17 protein-coding genes, 1 tRNA gene and 1 other RNA gene are annotated in these 18,032 nt (G+C 54.3%); 10 read left to right on the forward strand and 9 right to left on the reverse strand.

Annotation, left to right across the window (positions count from 1 at the left end; translation table 11 throughout):
• Nucleotide 1: 1 nt before the first annotated feature.
• A tRNA-Lys gene (locus J1779_RS19855) sits at nt 2-77 on the forward strand.
• Between the two features lie 44 nt (nt 78-121).
• A non-coding RNA gene (locus J1779_RS19860) (RtT sRNA) lies at nt 122-247 on the forward strand.
• Nucleotides 248-348: 101 nt separating this feature from the next.
• Here the strand turns inward: J1779_RS19860 and eutC are convergent.
• Genes eutC through eat form a run of 3 tightly spaced genes read right to left on the reverse strand, consistent with a single transcriptional unit; the run spans nt 349 to nt 3,984 of the window.
• Entirely contained in the window at nt 349-1,161 is an 813-nt protein-coding gene (gene eutC, locus J1779_RS19865; RefSeq protein WP_420804214.1) for an ethanolamine ammonia-lyase subunit EutC, read from the reverse strand.
• A gap of 9 nt (nt 1,162-1,170) precedes the next feature.
• On the reverse strand, nt 1,171-2,553 hold the full coding sequence (locus J1779_RS19870; RefSeq protein WP_217204581.1) for an ethanolamine ammonia-lyase subunit EutB: 1,383 nt from the start codon (nt 2,551-2,553) through the stop codon (nt 1,171-1,173).
• Nucleotides 2,554-2,574: 21 nt separating this feature from the next.
• The gene (gene eat / locus J1779_RS19875) at nt 2,575-3,984 is read right to left on the reverse strand and encodes an ethanolamine permease (RefSeq protein ID WP_056774116.1); all 1,410 of its coding nucleotides are present in this window, start codon (nt 3,982-3,984) and stop codon (nt 2,575-2,577) included.
• 269 nt (nt 3,985-4,253) lie between these two features.
• On the opposite strand from eat, the gene J1779_RS19880 reads away from it, so the two are divergent.
• Both J1779_RS19880 and J1779_RS19885 read left to right on the forward strand, forming a co-directional pair.
• On the forward strand, nt 4,254-4,802 hold the full coding sequence (locus tag J1779_RS19880) for a nucleotidyltransferase family protein (RefSeq protein ID WP_217204677.1): 549 nt from the start codon (nt 4,254-4,256) through the stop codon (nt 4,800-4,802).
• Between the two features lie 103 nt (nt 4,803-4,905).
• Nucleotides 4,906-5,247: a FlxA-like family protein gene (locus J1779_RS19885; protein ID WP_217204582.1), complete on the forward strand. Its 342-nt coding sequence runs from the start codon at nt 4,906-4,908 to the stop codon at nt 5,245-5,247.
• A 31-nt stretch (nt 5,248-5,278) separates the two neighbouring features.
• Here the strand turns inward: J1779_RS19885 and J1779_RS19890 are convergent, their stop codons facing one another.
• Nucleotides 5,279-6,205, reverse strand: a complete 927-nt coding sequence (locus tag J1779_RS19890; protein ID WP_122097468.1) for a LysR family transcriptional regulator — start codon at nt 6,203-6,205, stop codon at nt 5,279-5,281.
• 98 nt (nt 6,206-6,303) lie between these two features.
• Between J1779_RS19890 and J1779_RS19895 the strand changes: the two genes are divergently transcribed.
• Nucleotides 6,304-7,296, forward strand: coding sequence for a bile acid:sodium symporter family protein (locus tag J1779_RS19895; RefSeq protein ID WP_122097467.1), 993 nt, complete (start codon nt 6,304-6,306; stop codon nt 7,294-7,296).
• Between the two features lie 50 nt (nt 7,297-7,346).
• Here the strand turns inward: J1779_RS19895 and J1779_RS19900 are convergent, their stop codons facing one another.
• The 3 genes from J1779_RS19900 to zipA form a co-directional block, all read right to left on the reverse strand.
• The gene (locus J1779_RS19900) at nt 7,347-7,589 is read right to left on the reverse strand and encodes a DUF3820 family protein (protein WP_056774102.1); all 243 of its coding nucleotides are present in this window, start codon (nt 7,587-7,589) and stop codon (nt 7,347-7,349) included.
• A 3-nt stretch (nt 7,590-7,592) separates the two neighbouring features.
• A complete protein-coding gene (ligA, locus tag J1779_RS19905) occupies nt 7,593-9,614 on the reverse strand; it encodes an NAD-dependent DNA ligase LigA (RefSeq protein WP_056774099.1) in 2,022 nt (673 codons plus the stop codon).
• Between the two features lie 70 nt (nt 9,615-9,684).
• Entirely contained in the window at nt 9,685-10,677 is a 993-nt protein-coding gene (gene zipA, locus J1779_RS19910) for a cell division protein ZipA (protein WP_122097465.1), read from the reverse strand.
• 223 nt (nt 10,678-10,900) lie between these two features.
• Between zipA and cysZ the strand changes: the two genes are divergently transcribed.
• The 5 genes from cysZ to crr all read left to right on the forward strand — a co-directional run bounded on the left by cysZ (nt 10,901) and on the right by crr (nt 15,878).
• The gene (cysZ, locus tag J1779_RS19915) at nt 10,901-11,686 is read left to right on the forward strand and encodes a sulfate transporter CysZ (protein WP_136376017.1); all 786 of its coding nucleotides are present in this window, start codon (nt 10,901-10,903) and stop codon (nt 11,684-11,686) included.
• Nucleotides 11,687-11,920: 234 nt separating this feature from the next.
• Nucleotides 11,921-12,886 (forward strand): cysteine synthase A, encoded by a 966-nt coding sequence (gene cysK / locus J1779_RS19920; protein WP_056774087.1) that lies wholly within the window; start codon nt 11,921-11,923, stop codon nt 12,884-12,886.
• 400 nt (nt 12,887-13,286) lie between these two features.
• Nucleotides 13,287-13,544: a phosphocarrier protein Hpr gene (gene ptsH, locus J1779_RS19925; protein WP_003038086.1), complete on the forward strand. Its 258-nt coding sequence runs from the start codon at nt 13,287-13,289 to the stop codon at nt 13,542-13,544.
• A 49-nt stretch (nt 13,545-13,593) separates the two neighbouring features.
• Nucleotides 13,594-15,321, forward strand: coding sequence for a phosphoenolpyruvate-protein phosphotransferase PtsI (gene ptsI, locus J1779_RS19930; protein WP_056774083.1), 1,728 nt, complete (start codon nt 13,594-13,596; stop codon nt 15,319-15,321).
• Nucleotides 15,322-15,368: 47 nt separating this feature from the next.
• Nucleotides 15,369-15,878 (forward strand): PTS glucose transporter subunit IIA, encoded by a 510-nt coding sequence (crr, locus tag J1779_RS19935; protein ID WP_056774079.1) that lies wholly within the window; start codon nt 15,369-15,371, stop codon nt 15,876-15,878.
• Nucleotides 15,879-15,978: 100 nt separating this feature from the next.
• Here crr and J1779_RS19940 read toward each other — a convergent pair whose 3' ends face one another.
• Both J1779_RS19940 and J1779_RS19945 read right to left on the reverse strand, forming a co-directional pair.
• Nucleotides 15,979-17,304, reverse strand: coding sequence for a HAMP domain-containing sensor histidine kinase (locus J1779_RS19940; protein ID WP_217204583.1), 1,326 nt, complete (start codon nt 17,302-17,304; stop codon nt 15,979-15,981).
• A gap of 4 nt (nt 17,305-17,308) precedes the next feature.
• Nucleotides 17,309-17,992 (reverse strand): response regulator transcription factor, encoded by a 684-nt coding sequence (locus tag J1779_RS19945; protein ID WP_056774073.1) that lies wholly within the window; start codon nt 17,990-17,992, stop codon nt 17,309-17,311.
• Nucleotides 17,993-18,032: the final 40 nt, after the last annotated feature.

The raw sequence follows: 18,032 nt of genomic DNA on the forward strand, positions 1-18,032 counted from the left end.
CGGGCCGTTAGCTCAGTTGGTAGAGCAGTTGACTTTTAATCAATTGGTCGCTGGTTCGAATCCAGCACGGCCCACCAATTCAGAGAAAAGCGCCTTTAGGCGCTTTTTTCGTTTCTGAACTCCGGAGCTTAAACCGTGATGGAGGCGAACCAGCCGCTGGTTCGAGCCGAGCGCAGCGAGACGACAACGCGACAGCGTTGCCCGCAGGGTGAGGCCGGAGGCCGAATCAATCCAGCACGGCCCACCAATTCAGAGAAAAGCGCCTTTAGGCGCTTTTTTCGTTTCTGAACTCCGGAACTTAAACCGTGATGGAGGCGAACCAGCCGCTGGTTCTATTTTTCCCCTCCTCTACTCCAGCTTAAACATCGGCACGACTTTGTTGTGCAGCGCCGGGTTATCGCTTTCATCCTTCAGATTTACCCCCGACAATTTTCGCTGGAATGATTGTTCGAGCAGCCACGCCAGCTTAAAAGCCGCCTGCGGATAGTTCAGCCCCTCCGGACGCACGTTCGAAATACAATTTCTTTCTGATTCCAGCCTTTTGGTGTGCGGCCCCCAGGTCATGTAAATCCCCAGGCTGTCCGGCGAGGATAAGCCGGGGCGTTCACCAATCAGAATCGCCACCGCCTTCGCTTTCATCGCCTGCGCAATATCATCGCCCAGCGCCACACGCGACTGATGCGCCAGCACCACCGGCCCTAATGCCAGTTCCAGCGTGTTTAAATAAGGCAGCAATGCACGAATAAGCGGAACGGCCTGACGGTGCACCGCCTTCGAAGACAAACCGTCTGCCACAATCAGAACAACATCTGACGGCTTCACAGTGAGGCTTTGCAGCGACTGACGGCTTTCTTCCGAAAGTTTGCGCCCCAGATCGGGGCGGCACAGATAGGTGGCTCTGTCCGGTGCGGCGCTGGCGACGGTGAGCGTTTTCAGCCCGAGTTGCTGAAGTTCGGTTTCCAGCGATTCACTGTCAAAGGGTTGATGCACAGCGTCACGCGCCTGGGCGTGAGCTAAACCGAAACGCAGCAGTTCTTGTGTGGGTAAGCTTGAACCGGTGCGCCCCAGTGCTATACGTGCGGCGGTAAACTGACGCAGCGTTTCCCACGGATTGTTGTGCACCAGCTGGATTTCCCCCGGTGCTTTCTCATTATTTGTCACAGGCTTCCCTCAGCTTAACTGCGGCAACTGACGCAGCAACGGATGCGACGCGCGGGCATCCTGCAAAATGCCCTGCGGATCGATGATGTTCATTTTCTCCAGCCAGACTGCAAATTCCGGCGCATGTTTCAGCCCCAGCAGTTCGCGGATATAGAGTGCATCATGGAAAGAGGTGCTCTGATAATTGAGCATGATGTCGTCCGCGCCCGGTACGCCAATCAGGAATGTCAGCCCGGCGGTGCCCAGCAGCGTCAGCAGCGTGTCCATATCGTCCTGATCGGCTTCGGCGTGATTGGTGTAACACACATCGCAGCCCAGCGGCACACCCAGCAGTTTTCCGCAAAAATGGTCCTCCAGCCCGGCACGAATGATTTGCTTGCCGTCATACAGATACTCCGGCCCGATAAAGCCGACCACCGTATTGATCAGCAGCGGTGAAAAACGCCGCGCGATGGCATAAGCCCGTGCCTCGCAGGTTTGCTGATCCATGCCGAAATGCGCATTGGCAGACAAACAGCTGCCCTGCCCGGTTTCGAAATACATCACGTTGTCGCCAAGCGTGCCGCGTTTCAGGCTGAGTGCCGCCTGCTGCGCTTCTTCCAGCAAAGCGAGATCGATACCAAAGCCACTGTTAGCCGCTTGCGTACCCGCAATCGACTGAAACACCAGATCGACCGGCGCACCACGTTCCACCAGCTTGATGGTGTTGGTGACATGTGTCAGCACGCAGGATTGCGTGGGGATATCAAAGCGCGTGATGATGTCGTCGAGCATGTAATTGAGATTTTCCAGCAGCGGTAAACTGTCGCTGGCCGGATTGATACCGATCACCGCATCGCCGGAACCGTACAGCAGGCCGTCGAGCATACTGGCGGCAATACCCTGTAAATTATCGGTTGGATGGTTCGGTTGCAGGCGCACGCTCATGTGTCCCGGCAGCCCGATGGTATTGCGAAACTGGGTGATCACGCGGCATTTTTTAGCGACCAGAATCAAATCCTGGTTACGCATCAGTTTACTGACCGCCGCCGCCATTTCCGGGGTGATCCCCCAGGCGACCGCCGCCAGCACCGCGCTGTCGGTTTTTTCACTCAGCAGCCAGTCACGAAAATCGCCAACGGTGAGGTGTGAAATCGCGGCAAACGCCGCGACATCATGAGTATCAACAATCAGCCGCGTGACTTCGTCCTGTTCATAGGGCACCAGCAGCTGTTGCAGGAAAGTTTTCAGCGGCACCTCCGCCAGTGCCATCTTCGCCGCCATGCGCTCTTCCGCGCTGGCCGCCGCCACTTCGGAAAGATAATCCCCCGATCGTGCGGGGGATGCTTTTGCCATCAGCTCGCGTAAATCTTTAAACCGGTAGCTGCGGTGGCTCAATGTGGTCTGAAACATAACGCTCCTTAGCGAACCGGGTTATTTGCCGATTTTGGCCGATGCCGGTCGCAATCCACGTAACTGCGGGTCTTCCGCTGCGTCACGGCGTGCCTGATGGGTGAGAAGGAACCAGGCGTAAGCCAGCAACATCATGGCGGCGAAGATTAAAAACAGCAGCGTGTTGTAATAGATCATAGCCCCCAGACAGACCACCGCCAGCACCAGTGCCAGCGCGGGAGCGAAAGGATAGAGCGGCGCACGAAACGGACGGATCAGGTTCGGCTCGCTGCGGCGAAGTTTGAACAGGGCTGCCATTGAAATGATATACATCACAATCGCCCCAAACACTGACATGGTGACGATATTTGCCGTCAGCGGCTGGCCGCCAATCACAATCAGAGAATCCGAGAAAATTGCCGCAATGCCCACCACGCCACCGGCAATAATGCCCAGATGCGGAGTCTGAAAACGGGCGTTCACCGTCGCCAGCCGTTTCGGTAAATACCCTGCGCGAGCCAGCGCAAAAATCTGGCGGGAATACCCCATAATGATGCCGTGGAATGACGCGATAAGCCCAAACAGCCCCAGCCACACCAGCATGTGCAGCCAGCCGCTGTCGCTGCCGACAATCAGTTTCATCGCCTGCGGTAACGGGTCATTGATATTGGACAGCTTCGTCCAGTCGCCCACGCCACCCGCAAACAGCATCACGCCGAGCGCCAGCACGGTGAGCGTCAGGATCCCGCCGATAAAGGCTTTCGGAATGGTTCGCTGCGGATCTTTCGCTTCTTCAGCGGCCATCGAAGCCCCTTCAATGGCAAGAAAAAACCAGATCGCGAAAGGGATCGCGGCAAAAATACCGGAGAACGCCGCCGGGCTGAACGTATCGCTGCCCGCCCAGCCGCCGTGCATAAAGTTCGACATTTCAAAGCCAGGTGCCACCACGCCCATAAACACCAGCAATTCGAAAATCGCCAGCAGCGTGACCAGTAACTCGAAGGTTGCGGCAATGCTCACGCCAAGAATGTTGAGCACCATAAAGACGATATAGGCGCCAACCGCCACCCATTTGGGTTCGATAGCAGGAAACTGTACGTTGAGATAGGCACCGATCGCCATCGCGATGGCGGGCGGCGCGAAGACGAACTCCACCAGCGTGGCGAATCCGGCGACAAATCCCCCGGTGGGGCCGAAGGCGCGATAAGCGTAGGCAAAAGGCCCACCGGCATGAGGAATGGAGGTGGTGAGTTCGGTAAAACTAAAAATAAAGGCGCAATACATCGCGGCAATCACCAGTGCGGTGATGAGAAAACCCAGAGTTCCTGCCTGAGCCCAGCCGTAACTCCAGCCAAAATACTCGCCGGAAATAACCAATCCGACGGCGATGCCCCAGAGTTTAAAACTGCCCAGCGTCCGCTTTAAAACGGGAGTGACTTTCGTGGTTTGCATGTGTGATCCCCTGCCCGGTGATAACTCAATTTTTGTTGGAAGCGAAAATGCCGCAGTGCTGCCCGTTCTTTCTGCCCACATCCGATCCTGCAAAGGCTGTACCACTTAAGCCATCCCGCGCCGAAGCGGCCTGACACCTTTCAGCCCGCCGTTTTGCTTCATTTTGGCGCGCCGGTGTGGCCGTAAAATCCGAAACGGTGCGTTGGAGTGCTGTCATGAAATGCGGCTACAATGGAGCGCCCCCTTCCGGAGACTGACGCGTGAAAGAGATGGAACAACGAATTATCACCTGGCTCACAGAAGAGCCACTGCATCTGCGGGCGCTGACCGAGGTGCGTAAACTGGGGCTTAACGATGCCTGGCTGGCGGCTGGATTCGTACGCAATCTGGTGTGGGATCGGCTGCACGGTTACGATCAGGCGACACCGCTCAACGACATCGACGTGGTGTATTTCAGTCCAGAGAATTGTTCGTCCCTGGAGGATCAACGCCTGGAACAGCGCCTGTTACAGTCCTCACCCGACCTGCCCTGGTCTGTGAAGAATCAGGCGCGGATGCATCAGCGGCACGGCCACGCGCCTTATACTTCCAGCGCGCAGGCCATCAGTTACTGGGTTGAAGTGGAAACGGCGATTGGCGCACGGATGAACCCTGCAGGGCAAATTGAGCTCAATGCGCCACTCGGGCTGGAGGCCCTTTTTACGTTCACTATCACGCCCAATCCGCGTCATGCCATCCCTGCGGTGTTTGCCGAACGTATCAGCAGCAAAGGCTGGCTGACGCGGTGGCCGGAACTTGTCGTGCAAGCGCCGCGCTGACAGGGTAAGAAATCTGCAAAAACAATAAAGCCCGGCTCATCGCCGCCGATAACGCTTAAGCACCCTTACGTGCAAAAAATTATCCACACTAAGCGAGGCTATTATGAGCACAATCAGTGCCACCGGCAGTTCGGTGAGTTCGTCCTCCAGCAGCGATGCGGGCAGCAGCAGCCAGATTGCGCAGCTGACGAAACAGATTCAGAAACTGACCGAGCAGGTCAAAAGTCTGAGCAGTTCAGGCGGCGATAAGGAACAGGTAAAACAACAGCAGGAACTGTTACAGCAACAAATCGAAATGCTGCAACAGCAAATTGCGGAGATCCAACAGCAGCAGGCCGATAAAGCTCTCGAGCAGCAGCAAAAAGCCGAAGAAGCGTCTGACATCAAAAAAGAAGAAGGCGTCAATAAGCCAACTGACACCAATGCCATTGATATCTACGTGTAACCGACGTTAGTCAGAAACAGCCAGCATGGTGTCAGGGTTTGAACATGCCCTGCTGGCTGCGTTTTTCACTCAGCAGTAAAGCCTGGTCTTTTACTACCTGCCAGATGGCCTGCGCGGCGGGAGACAGCGAGCGGTTTTTACGTTTTGCCAGCATCAGCACGCGGTTAATTTCCGGCTCGAGCGGCCGGATAGCCAGCCTGCTCCCCTGTGGCACCGGCAGCGCCAGCGCCGGAAATACGCTGATGCCAATGCCTGCCTCCACCATCGGGAACAGCGTCGCGGTATGGCCGATCTCCTGAACGATTTCCGCCTTTACGCCCTGTGACTTCAGCGCTTTATCAATCAGCACGCGGCTGCCTGAGGCGTAATCCTGTAAGACCAGCTTGCAGCCGTTTAACGCTTTCCACTTGATGGCGCTCTGGCTGGCAAACGGATGATCTTCAGGACACATCAGCAAAAATGGCTCATTGAGTACCGGTTCGCAGTCGAGATCCGTACTGGCACCGGGGTCGATCACAATACCGAAATCCACTTCTGCATTACGTACGCTGTTAAGCACCAGTTGCTGCGCCTGATCGCGCAGTAAAATACGAATGTCGGGATAAAGCTGTTCGCCGCTGGCGATGCACTGAGGCATCAGTTGTGCGGAAATGGTCTGGCTGGATGCAATCCGCACGCGACCATTGTGCTGAGTGCCGAAACTTCGCGTATCAAGCAGCATCGCGTGCAACTCATCGAGCAGAGGCTCGGCACGGTTTGCGAGACGCCGCCCGGCATCGGTCAGCGCCACTTCCCGCGTGGTGCGATCCAGCAGCCGCACGCCCATCTCCCCTTCCAGCTCTTTCATGCTGTGACTGACTGCCGACTGGCTCAGGCCGATGGCTTCCCCTGCCCGGCTGAAGCTGCCGTAGCGGGAAACGGCGACGAAAACGCGTAGCTGCCGGAGAGAATAATTCATGAATTTTCCGCATTAATGGATTAAATAAATCAATTTTTTAATTGTAACCCACAGGCTCAGAATAGCGGAACGATATGACCCCTTTCTGAGACACCACAATGCGTTTCTTACCCGACCGTTTCACCCTTACGCTGATCGCCACCGTGCTGCTGGCGACATTTCTCCCGGCAAGCGGCATGTTTGTCGCCTTTTTCAATAACCTGACGATTATCGCCATCGGCCTGCTGTTCTTTATGCACGGTGCCAAGCTGTCGCGTGAGGCGATATTTCAGGGCAGCAATAACTGGCGGCTGCATCTGTGGGTGATGTTCAGCACCTTTATCCTGTTCCCGGTGCTCGGCCTGCTGTTTCAGTGGTGGCATCCGGTAGACGTCAGCCCGCAGATTTACAGCGGTTTCGTTTATCTGTGCATTCTGCCTGCCACCGTGCAATCAGCGATCGCGTTCACCTCACTGGCCGGCGGTAACGTGGCGGCGGCGGTGTGCAGCGCCTCGGCATCAAGCCTGCTGGGGATTTTCGTTTCACCGTTGCTGGTGAGCCTGCTGATGCATGTGCAGGGCACCACCGGTAACGGGCTTGAGCAGGTCGGCCACATCGTGTTGCAACTGCTGGTACCCTTTATCGCCGGGCATTTGTTGCGCCCGCTGATTGGCGGGTTTGTTGAACGTCACCGTAAGATGATTGGCAAAACTGACCAGACCTCCATCCTGCTGGTGGTGTATACCGCCTTCAGTGAGGCAGTCACTCAGGGGATCTGGCATCAGGTCGGCATCGGTTCACTGCTGTTTATCGTGGTGTTCAGTGTGGTGCTGCTGGCCTTCATTCTGGTGATAAATACTTACATGGCTCGCTGGATGGGATTCAGCAAAGCGGATGAAATCACCATTGTGTTCTGCGGTTCGAAAAAAAGCCTGGCGAACGGGATCCCGATGGCCAACATTCTGTTCCCGGTCAGCGCGATTGGCATGATGGTGTTGCCTCTGATGATTTTCCATCAGGTTCAGCTGATGACCTGTGCGGTGCTGGCGAAGAGATATCAGAAAAAACAGCAGGACATGGCGCAGAAGTCAGCGCAGATTACGGCATCGTAGAAACAACAAAGGCGCTGAAATCAGCGCCTTTGTTCATTTATTTCCTGACCTCAGTCGTCAGTTCCACCCAGCCCCGGTCCGTTACGGCGCAGCGGGTTAATCAGACTTTGCAGCCCTTCGCTTTTGATTGTCAGCGTCAGTTGCATCAGCTCACCGAGTTTTCCCTGCGGAAATTCGTCTTTGCGGGCGAACCACAGCAAATATTCTTCCGGCAAGTCGATCAGCACCCGTCCGGCATATTTACCGAACGGCATCACCATATTGGCAATCTGGATCAGATCTTCTTTTTCCATCGCTTATTCACCCAGCAGGCGGATCATCTCCGCTTCATCGATAACCGCGATCCCAAGCTCCTGCGCTTTCGCAAGCTTTGATCCCGCCGCTTCACCGGCAATCACCAGATCGGTTTTCTTCGATACGCTGCCGGAGACTTTCGCGCCCAGCGCCGTCAGACGATCTTTGGCTTCGTCACGGGAGAGGATCGAAAGCGATCCGGTCAGCACCACGGTTTTACCGGCGAAAGGACTGTCGATTTCTTCCGGTACGATCACCTGTACTTCCGGCCAGTGAATGTTGATTTCCGGGCTGAGCAGCTCGTCGATCACCTGCTGGTTATGCTCTTCCGACAGGAAATTCACCACGTGTTTCGCCACCACGTCACCGACATCCGGAACGGTTTTCAGGGATTCGATATCCGCCGCTTTCAGCGCTTCCACTGAGCCATAATGTGCAGCCAGATTGGATGCCGTCGCTTCGCCAACTTCGCGGATACCGAGCGCATACAGGAAACGCGCCAGCGTGGTTTCTTTGGCTTTCTCCAGCGCGCTGACCACATTCTGCGCGGATTTCGGCCCCATGCGATCCAGGCCGGTAAGTTTGCCCGCGGTCAGACGGAACAGATCCGCCGGATTTTTGACGTACTCTTTTTCCACCAGCTGATCGATAATTTTATCGCCCATGCCGTCAACGTCCAGCGCGCGGCGGGAAACGAAATGTTTCAGCGCCTCTTTGCGCTGTGCGCCACAGATAAGCCCGCCGGTACAACGGGCAACGGCTTCGCCTTCCACACGTTCAACGTCTGAATGACAGACCGGGCAGTGCGCCGGAAATACCACTTCGCGGGCATTTTCAGGGCGCTCTTCCATCACCACGCCAACGACCTGCGGGATGACATCACCGGCACGGCGAACGATAACTGTATCGCCGATGCGCAGGCCCAGACGCTCGATTTCATCGGCATTGTGCAGCGTCGCATTACTGACCATGACGCCCGCCACCAGCACCGGTTCCAGGCGTGCCACCGGCGTAATCGCACCGGTCCGGCCAACCTGGAATTCGACGTCTTTCACCAGCGTGATTTGCTCCTGCGCGGGGAATTTAAACGCCGTCGCCCAGCGCGGCGCACGCGCCACAAAGCCCAGCGTTTCCTGAATATCCAGTGAATCAATTTTGACAACGACGCCATCGATATCAAAGCCCAGCGCTGGGCGGTCAGCTTCAACCTGACGGTAAAACGCCACCACTTCGTCGCTGCCGGTGCAGACACGCACGCGATCGCTGACCGGCAGGCCCCAGGCTTTCAGCTGTTGCAGACGTTCATAATGGCTGCGGGGTAATTCACCGCCGTCCAGCACGCCTATGCCGTAGCAGAGAAACGTCAGAGGGCGTTTGGCCGTAATACGCGGATCAAGCTGGCGCAGGGACCCCGCCGCCGCGTTACGCGGATTGGCGAACACCTTGCCGCCAGTGCGACGCGCTTCTTCGTTCATCGCTTCAAAACCCGGCTGCGGCATAAACACTTCACCGCGCACTTCGAGACGCGCAGGAATATTGTCACCGTGCAGACGTAGCGGGATAGCGCGGATAGTGCGCACGTTGGCGGTGATGTTCTCGCCCGTGGTGCCGTCGCCGCGCGTGGCCGCCTGCACCAGTTCACCGTTCTCATACAACAGACTGACCGCCAGCCCGTCGAGTTTCAGTTCACAGCAGAAGGTCAGCGGTTCAGCCGTTTTCAGCCGATCCTGAACACGCTTATAAAATGCCAGATAGCTCTCTTCATCGAAGACGTTATCCAGAGAAAGCATCGGTACCTGATGTTTAACCTGTCCGAATTCAGAAAGCGGCGCGGCACCGACGCGCTGCGTCGGTGAATCGGCGGTGACCAGATCAGGGTATGCCGTTTCCAGCTCGCGCAGTTCGCGCATCAGACGATCGTATTCGGCATCAGGCACTTCAGGGGCATCAAGAACGTGATACTGATATTCGTGATGGCGCAGCTGAGTGCGTAATTGGTGGATTTGTTCTTCGATAGTGGCCATGACTCACCGTGGAGATAAAAAACCCCCGCAAGCGGGGGTCAGGAGATAGGGGATGTCACAACCGCCTGAGTCAGGCAGTCGCCTCGAGGACCTCACGGATCCGCGCTTTATAGGTTTCGAGCTTCTGCGGCGTAATCATACGACGCTCATCGTCAAGCACCATCGCACCGACATCATCGGCAATGCGCTGGGCAGACTGCAACAGCAGTTTGAAGTTCTGATGCGCGTCGCCAAAGCAAGGCACCATCATGAACAACGTAATTCCTGGTGTGGAGAAGTCGGACATATTGTCAGGGTCGAATGAACCCGGTTTGACCATATTTGCCAGACTGAACAACACCGGACCACTGCCCGCAGGGCTGACGTGACGATGGAAAATATTCATGGCACCAAACTGGAAGCCCGACTGAAGCACGCTGTTGAGCAACACTTCGCCGCCGATAACGCCGCCCTGATGTGCAGCAACGTGCAGCACCAGAACCGTCTCTTTCAGCTTCGCTTTTTCTGCCGGTGCATCTGGCTCAGCAGGCGCAAAAGCTGACGACTGAGGCTCTGCTTTCGCCGCAGGGGCTGCATCCGCATGAATCTCCTGCGGAGGAACCGGTGCCTGCGTTCTCACTGGTGCTGAAGGCGCAAAATCGACCGCAGGTTCGCGGCGGGATGCGACGTCAGGCTCAGCGGCAGAATAACCACTTAACAGCGGATCTTCCTGAACAGCAGTGTGTTGGGGCTGAGCGGGTTGCGGTTGACGAGCAGCAGGGGCTGGCGCTGGCTGCACAGGCTGAACCTGTGGCTGACGTGGCGGTGCAGCCTGTTCTGGCTCATCATACTGACCAAAAGTCGGTTCATCCTGAGGATAAGCAGGACGCACGCGCACTTCCCCCACTCCATCGACAAAATCATCCGACGGAGACTGGTCCCGTTCTTTTTTCATTCGTTTAGCTGGACGATCACGAAACAGCGAAGAGCGTTCTTTACGGCTGGTCCACAAACCGTGCAATAACAACGCTATTATGGCGATCGCGCCAACAACGATTAATATCAGACGCAAATCCTGCATCATTGCTATCTCTGTTGTTCTAATTCATTGCCACCACGGCAAACATTCACATGTTTAACTCTATTTGCCCACGTAGATAAGTGCAAGTCTGGACTCTACTTTCTGCTAATAAACATGGTAGTCGCACCTTTTTTTGCTGTTTTTTCCGCCAATACGCGGCTAGCCAGTGGAAAATCATACCGATATGATAGTCCATGTCATTCAACTCAGAGAGAAAATTTCATCCATGACTTCATCACCAGGCGCCGGACAACACAATGGCGTGCATTATTTCAAACAGGGCTGGACGCTCATTTCCTTACCAGGGATCCGACGTTTTGTGATTTTGCCCCTCGCCGTCAACGTGATTTTGATGGGCGGAGCCTTCTGGTGGCTGTTCAGCAAACTGGGAGAATGGATCCCGGCGATGATGAGCCGCATTCCCGGCTGGCTCAGCTGGCTGGATTATCTGATCTGGCCGGTGGCGGTGATTTCCGTGGTGCTGGTGTTCAGCTATTTCTTCAGCACCCTGGCCAACCTGATTGCCGCGCCCTTCAGCGGCCTGCTTTCCGAACAACTTGAAGCGCGCCTGACCGGCAAAGCCCCACCGGATACCGGCATCTGGGACATCATGAAAGATCTGCCACGCATCATGAAACGCGAATGGCAGAAGCTGGCGTATTACCTGCCGCGTGCTTTGCTGCTTTTCGCACTGTATTTCATTCCGGTGATAGGTCAGACCGCGGCACCGGTGCTTTGGTTCCTGTTCAGCGCCTGGATGGTGGTGATCCAATACTGTGACTATCCTTTTGATAATCATAAAGTCAGTTTTGCCGATATGCGGCGGTCGCTCGGTAAAAACAAGATCGACAACATGCAGTTTGGCGCGCTGGTCAGCCTGTTTACCATGATACCGGTGCTGAATCTGGTGATCCTGCCGGTTGCCGTGTGCGGTGCGACGGCGATGTGGTGCGATCGTTACCGGGATCTGTATGTCCGAAACAACCGCGACGTCAATCCGACGCGTGGCTGAGCCGCGTCAGCACTTGTTTTAACAGCCTTTTATTTCAACAGCCGCCCTGCGCGGCTGTTCGCTTCACTTGACTTTTGCGCTTCAAACTTATTTCTTAATAACCTATCGATATACCAAATACCAAAAGCTTACTTCACTCGAAAAGCCGTTCGCGTATGCTTTTCTGATTCCCACTAATTTCAGAGTGTTGAAAGCTTCACACCGTGGATATTTCATACAGTTAAAGGACGGGTTATGAGCAAGATCTATGAAGACAATTCATTAACAATCGGCCATACGCCACTGGTTCGCCTGAACCGTATCGGTAATGGACGTATCCTGGCTAAGGTCGAGTCGCGTAACCCGAGCTTCAGTGTGAAGTGCCGTATCGGTGCCAACATGATTTGGGACGCCGAAAAACGCGGGATTCTGACCAAAGATATCGAACTGGTTGAACCTACCAGCGGCAACACGGGTATCGCTCTCGCATACGTCGCCGCCGCGCGCGGTTACAAACTGACGCTGACTATGCCTGAAACCATGAGCGTGGAACGCCGCAAGTTGCTCAAAGCCCTCGGTGCCAATCTGGTGCTGACCGAAGGCGCAAAAGGCATGAAAGGGGCGATCGCCAAAGCGGAAGAAATTCAGGCCAGCGATCCGCAGCGTTATCTGATCCTTCAGCAGTTCAGCAACCCGGCGAACCCGGCCATTCACGAACAAACTACCGGTCCTGAAATCTGGGAAGACACCGACGGCGACGTGGATGTACTGATTGCTGGCGTCGGCACCGGCGGTACCATCACCGGGACGGGCCGTTATCTGAAAAGCAAAAAAAGCAGCGTGACGCTGGTGGCCGTGGAGCCAACCGATTCCCCTGTTATCACCCAGACGCTTAACGGCGAAGAAGTGAAACCTGGTCCGCACAAAATTCAGGGCATTGGTGCCGGTTTTATTCCGGGAAATCTGGATTTAGAACTGCTGGACCGTGTGACGCTGATCACAAATGATGAATCCATTCAGATGGCACGCCGCCTGATGGAAGAAGAAGGGATTCTGGCCGGTATTTCTTCCGGTGCAGCCGTCGCCGCCGCAGTGAAATTATCTGAAGAAGCCGACTTTGCCGACAAAACCATCGTGGTGATTTTACCGTCTTCCGGTGAGCGCTATCTGAGTACCGCATTATTTGCAGATTTGTTCACTGAAAAAGAATTGCAACAATAATGCCACATCCTTGAAATCGATTAAAAAAGCACCTTAACGGGTGCTTTTTTGTGGGCTGCGTCAAACTTTACACCACTCTGCCATTGATTTTACCCGCCAGGTTTAGTATTTAACCGGACAATTATTTCGGTGCGCGAAATTAATCGCTTCCACCCCGCCTCCCGCTGAATCGATTTACCGATTTGTTACAAGGGGGAAAAAGACGGCATAATGGGGTGATAACAGGAAAGCCTAGATCTAGGGCAAAGAGTTTTATCGCAGAGTGCGCTATTTTCTCTTTTCTGTTGCATCAGAACCTGCCCCTGAACCATAGTCAGGCGCGAATCTCTCAGGCCAAAGTGAAGCCAGTACGCTAAACTTTAGCTCCACAACATTACTTTAATAAGTTGGGGAAACAACAATGTTCCAGCAAGAAGTTACTATCACTGCACCTAATGGTCTGCACACTCGCCCGGCGGCACAATTCGTGAAAGAAGCGAAAGGTTTCACTTCTGACATCACCGTGACTTCAAACGGTAAAAGCGCCAGCGCTAAAAGTCTGTTTAAACTGCAAACTTTGGGCCTGACCCAAGGTACCGTTGTGACCCTCTCAGCTGAAGGTGAAGACGAGCAGAAAGCCGTTGAACACTTGGTAAAACTGATGGCAGAGCTCGAGTAACAACAGCCGCTCTTATATAGTTTAAACCAGTCAAGAGAAAGGTAGGGTTATGATTTCAGGCATTTTAGTATCTCCCGGTATCGCTTTCGGCAAAGCACTTCTGTTGAAAGAAGATGAAATTGTCATCAACCGGAAAAAAATCTCTCCCGATCACGTTGATCAGGAAGTTGAACGTTTCCTTACTGGCCGTGCGAAAGCATCTGCCCAGCTGGAAGTGATCAAGACCAAAGCCGGTGAGACCTTCGGTGAAGAGAAAGAAGCCATCTTCGAAGGCCACATCATGTTGTTGGAAGACGAAGAGCTTGAGCAGGAAATCATAGCCCTCATCAAAGACGAGCACGCTTCTGCTGACGCAGCGGCTTACTCGGTGATTGAAGGCCAGGCGAAAGCCCTGGAAGAGCTTGATGATGAATACCTGAAAGAACGTGCGGCTGACGTGCGTGATATCGGTAAACGTCTTCTGCGCAACATTCTGGACATGGCGATTGTCGATCTGAGCTCCATCCAGGACGAAGTGATTCTGGTTGCGACCGATCTGACGCCGTCAGAAACAGCACAGCTGAACCTGAACAAGGTGCTCGGCTTTATTACTGATTTAGGTGGCCGTACTTCTCACACCTCTATCATGGCCCGCTCACTGGAACTGCCTGCTATCGTAGGTACCAGCGACGTGACCAAACAAGTCAAAAACGATGACTATCTGATCCTCGATGCCGTGAACAATAAAATCTACGTCAACCCGACGGCGGATATTATTGACCAGCTGAAAGCGGTTCAGAACCAGTACATCTCTGAAAAAGACGAACTGACCAAGCTGAAAGATCTGCCTGCGATTACGCTGGACGGTCATCAGGTTGAAGTCTGTGCCAACATCGGTACCGTGCGCGACGTCGCCGGTGCAGAGCGCAATGGCGCTGAAGGTGTCGGCCTGTATCGTACCGAATTCCTGTTCATGGACCGTGACAGCCTGCCTACCGAAGAAGAGCAATTCCAGGCCTATAAAGCCGTTGCTGAAGCGATGGGTTCACAAGCTGTTATCGTACGTACCATGGACATCGGCGGTGATAAAGACCTGCCGTACATGAACCTGCCAAAAGAAGAAAACCCGTTCCTGGGCTGGCGTGCAATCCGTATCTGTCTGGACCGTAAAGAAATTCTTCACGACCAGCTGAAAGGTATTCTGCGTGCTTCTGCGTTCGGTAAACTGCGCATCATGTTCCCGATGATCATTTCTGTTGAAGAAGTGCGTGAACTGAAAGCAGAACTCGAAATGCTGAAAGTCCAGCTGCGCGAGAAAGGCCAGGCGTTCGATGAAACTATCGAAGTTGGCGTGATGGTAGAAACTCCGGCCGCGGCCGTGATTGCTCACCATCTTGCAAAAGAAGTCGATTTCTTCAGTATTGGTACAAACGACCTCACCCAGTATACTTTGGCTGTGGATCGCGGTAACGAGCTGATATCTCATCTTTACAACCCAATGTCTCCGTCTGTACTTGGCTTAATCAAGCAAGTTATTGACGCATCTCATGCTGCCGGTAAATGGACAGGGATGTGCGGCGAGCTAGCCGGTGACGAACGTGCTACACTTCTTCTATTGGGCATGGGGTTAGATGAGTTCAGCATGAGTGCTATCTCTATCCCACGCATCAAGAAAATTATTCGCAATACAAACTTCGAAGATGTGAAAGCGCTGGCAGATGAGGCTCTGGCTCAACCTACGGCGCAAGAGTTGATGAACCTGGTCAACAAGTTCATTGAAGAAAAAACACTCTGCTAATTGCGCGATGCTGTAAAGCTGCCCAAATTAATGCTTAGGAGAAGATCATGGGTTTGTTCGATAAACTGAAATCATTGGTTTCTGATGATAAAAAAGACGTTGGCACTATTGAAATCGTAGCGCCAATTTCTGGTGAAATTGTCAACATTGAAGATGTGCCAGACGTTGTTTTCGCTGAGAAAATCGTCGGCGACGGTATTGCTATCAAACCAACGGGCAACAAAATGGTTGCTCCGGTTGACGGTACTATCGGTAAAATCTTTGAAACTAACCATGCTTTTTCAATCGAATCCGACAGTGGCATCGAACTGTTTGTTCACTTCGGTATCGATACGGTGGAACTGAAAGGCGAAGGCTTCAAACGCATCGCTGAAGAAGGCCAACGTGTGAAGAAAGGTGATTTGATTATCGAGTTTGATCTGGCTCTTCTGGAAGAGAAAGCGAAGTCTACCCTGACTCCGGTTGTTATCTCTAACATGGACGAGATCAAAGAGCTGATTAAACTGACTGGTAGCGTGACAGTGGGCGAAACCCCAATTATCCGCATCAAGAAGTAATTCGCTTAGCGATAAGAAAGAAAAACGGCGCTCAGGCGCCGTTTTTTTATGTCTGCAATTCTGTAATCTGGCGGGACTTTCCCGCCCGCAAACCGCCGTTTCAGAGCTTCCAGTGCGGCACCTGCAGGCTGATCACCAGCCCGTGAGGGTGCGCATTACGCGCATCAACCTTCCCTTCGTGGGCAACCATCACCTTGCGGGTGATCGCCAGCCCCAGCCCGTAGCCTTTGCCTGAAAGCGGCGACTTCACGCGCACGAACGGGTCAAAAATACTCGACAGCTTATCTTCTTCCACGCCCGGCCCCTGATCGGCCACTTCAATCTGCAAATACTCTTCGAGATGCGCCAGAGAAACCGTGATGGTTTGCCCCCGCGCCGAAAAACGAAGCGCGTTACGCACCACATTATCGACCGCGCGACGCATCAGCTCCGCATTTCCTTTGACCGTGTAATCCGCGCTGTCCGGCGTCTCAGGCGACATCACGATCTCCACGCCCGGCAGCTGCGCTTCATAACGCGCATCATTGACCACGGCCTCTACCAGCCCGTACAGGTCGAAATACTCTTCATCAGGGATTTCACTGCTTTCTGTGCGCGATAACGCCAGCAGTTCGCCGATCATCTTATCCAGGCGCCCTGCTTCGTGTTCGATACGGCTCAGCGATGTTTCTACGTTGGAAGGATTTTGCCGCGCCAGCCCGATCGCCAGTTGCAAACGCGCCAGCGGAGAACGCAGCTCGTGCGACACATCATGCAGCAGTTCTTCACGCGCTTTGACCAGCACCTGCAAACGTTCGGCCATGGCATCGAAATCACGCGCCACTTCGGAAAGCTCATCGTGGCGTTTTCCCATACTGGAGAACAGACGCACCGAGAGATCGCCCTGCGCCACCCGACCAAAGGCTTTACGCATTTGCAGCATCGGCCGCGTCAGGTTCCAGGCCAGCACGGCGCTGAACAGCAACCCGCCCAGACCGCCGAGCCACAACAGCGGCGGGGGCATATTCAGTAAATCCCGGTGGCGCTGCGGCCGGTATTCGTGCATCAATCCCTGCACATCATAACGCAGGCGATAGCCCTGCCCGTTCGGCCCCTGTACGAATTCCACCACTTCGTGAGGGATTTTCCCCGGCTCTAAATCCTCCACGGTGTCGCCCTGTGCAGGCAGCAGCGAAGGCGTCACCGAAAACAACTGGCGATCGCTCTCCGGCCAGTTTGCCATCATATTATTCAGCGCAGGCATTCCGCCGGTGTGCAGCGTGGAGACAGCCGAATTGATTTGCAGTTTGACAAAGCGCCGGGCGATACCACTTTCCGGCGGCTCATGCGGGTTATAAAAGGCGAAAACCACCCAAAGGCCCTGGGTGATGGCAACGAAGGTAAACCAAAATCCTAAAAGGATTTTCCAGAACAGCCTTCCGCGCATACGTTTATCGGATCCGGTAACCAATGCTGCGCACCGTCTCAATAGTCAGAATGTCACCACCGTCCAGTGAACCGAGTTTCTGACGGATATTGCTGATGTGCACGTCGATGCTGCGATCATAAGCTTCACGCGGACGCCCCAGCCCTTTTTCCGACAATTCATCTTTTGACACCACACGTTCCGGGGAACGTAACAGCAGTTCGAGAAGATTGAACTCAGAGGCCGTCAGGTCGAAAGACACGCCGCGCCATTCACTGCTGCGGGTGGCAGGGTTGAGCGTCAGATCGCCGTAGTTGACCGAAGAGGAATCAGAGTGCGATTCCTGCTGTTCTTCCACACGACGCAACACCGCACGCAGACGGGCCACCAGTTCGCGCGGATAGCACGGTTTTGGCATGTAATCATCCGCACCCATTTCCAGGCCGATCACGCGATCAATGTTATCGCCCTTGGCGGTCAGCATGATGATCGGCAGACGGCTGTTCTTGCGCACCTGACGCAGGACATCGATACCGCTCATGTCCGGTAACATGATGTCGAGGATCATCGCGGTGTATTCGCCAGACATTGCGCCTTCCACACCCGCTTTACCGGTCAGAACCAGAGAGGCATCAAAGCCTTCGGCAATCAGGTATTCACTGAGCATGGTGCCCAGTTCAAGATCGTCATCGACTAACAAAATTTTCATTATTTTTCCGCCTGACTAAAATTTTGGTCATTTTTACCAC

The sequence above is a fragment of the Rahnella rivi genome, assembly GCF_019049655.1.
GTDB lineage: Bacteria > Pseudomonadota > Gammaproteobacteria > Enterobacterales > Enterobacteriaceae > Rahnella > Rahnella rivi.

Coding starts and splice junctions, on each gene's coding strand:
- J1779_RS19945 (WP_056774073.1), bottom strand. CDS start 17,992: ATGAAAATTTTGTTAGTCGATGACGATCTTGAACTGGGCACCATGCTC.
- crr (WP_056774079.1), top strand. CDS start 15,369: ATGGGTTTGTTCGATAAACTGAAATCATTGGTTTCTGATGATAAAAAA.
- cysK (WP_056774087.1), top strand. CDS start 11,921: ATGAGCAAGATCTATGAAGACAATTCATTAACAATCGGCCATACGCCA.
- ptsI (WP_056774083.1), top strand. CDS start 13,594: ATGATTTCAGGCATTTTAGTATCTCCCGGTATCGCTTTCGGCAAAGCA.
- J1779_RS19870 (WP_217204581.1), bottom strand. CDS start 2,553: ATGTTTCAGACCACATTGAGCCACCGCAGCTACCGGTTTAAAGATTTA.
- J1779_RS19880 (WP_217204677.1), top strand. CDS start 4,254: ATGGAACAACGAATTATCACCTGGCTCACAGAAGAGCCACTGCATCTG.
- J1779_RS19890 (WP_122097468.1), bottom strand. CDS start 6,205: ATGAATTATTCTCTCCGGCAGCTACGCGTTTTCGTCGCCGTTTCCCGC.
- zipA (WP_122097465.1), bottom strand. CDS start 10,677: ATGATGCAGGATTTGCGTCTGATATTAATCGTTGTTGGCGCGATCGCC.
- J1779_RS19895 (WP_122097467.1), top strand. CDS start 6,304: ATGCGTTTCTTACCCGACCGTTTCACCCTTACGCTGATCGCCACCGTG.
- ligA (WP_056774099.1), bottom strand. CDS start 9,614: ATGGCCACTATCGAAGAACAAATCCACCAATTACGCACTCAGCTGCGC.
- cysZ (WP_136376017.1), top strand. CDS start 10,901: ATGACTTCATCACCAGGCGCCGGACAACACAATGGCGTGCATTATTTC.
- eat (WP_056774116.1), bottom strand. CDS start 3,984: ATGCAAACCACGAAAGTCACTCCCGTTTTAAAGCGGACGCTGGGCAGT.
- J1779_RS19885 (WP_217204582.1), top strand. CDS start 4,906: ATGAGCACAATCAGTGCCACCGGCAGTTCGGTGAGTTCGTCCTCCAGC.
- J1779_RS19900 (WP_056774102.1), bottom strand. CDS start 7,589: ATGGAAAAAGAAGATCTGATCCAGATTGCCAATATGGTGATGCCGTTC.
- J1779_RS19940 (WP_217204583.1), bottom strand. CDS start 17,304: ATGCGCGGAAGGCTGTTCTGGAAAATCCTTTTAGGATTTTGGTTTACC.
- ptsH (WP_003038086.1), top strand. CDS start 13,287: ATGTTCCAGCAAGAAGTTACTATCACTGCACCTAATGGTCTGCACACT.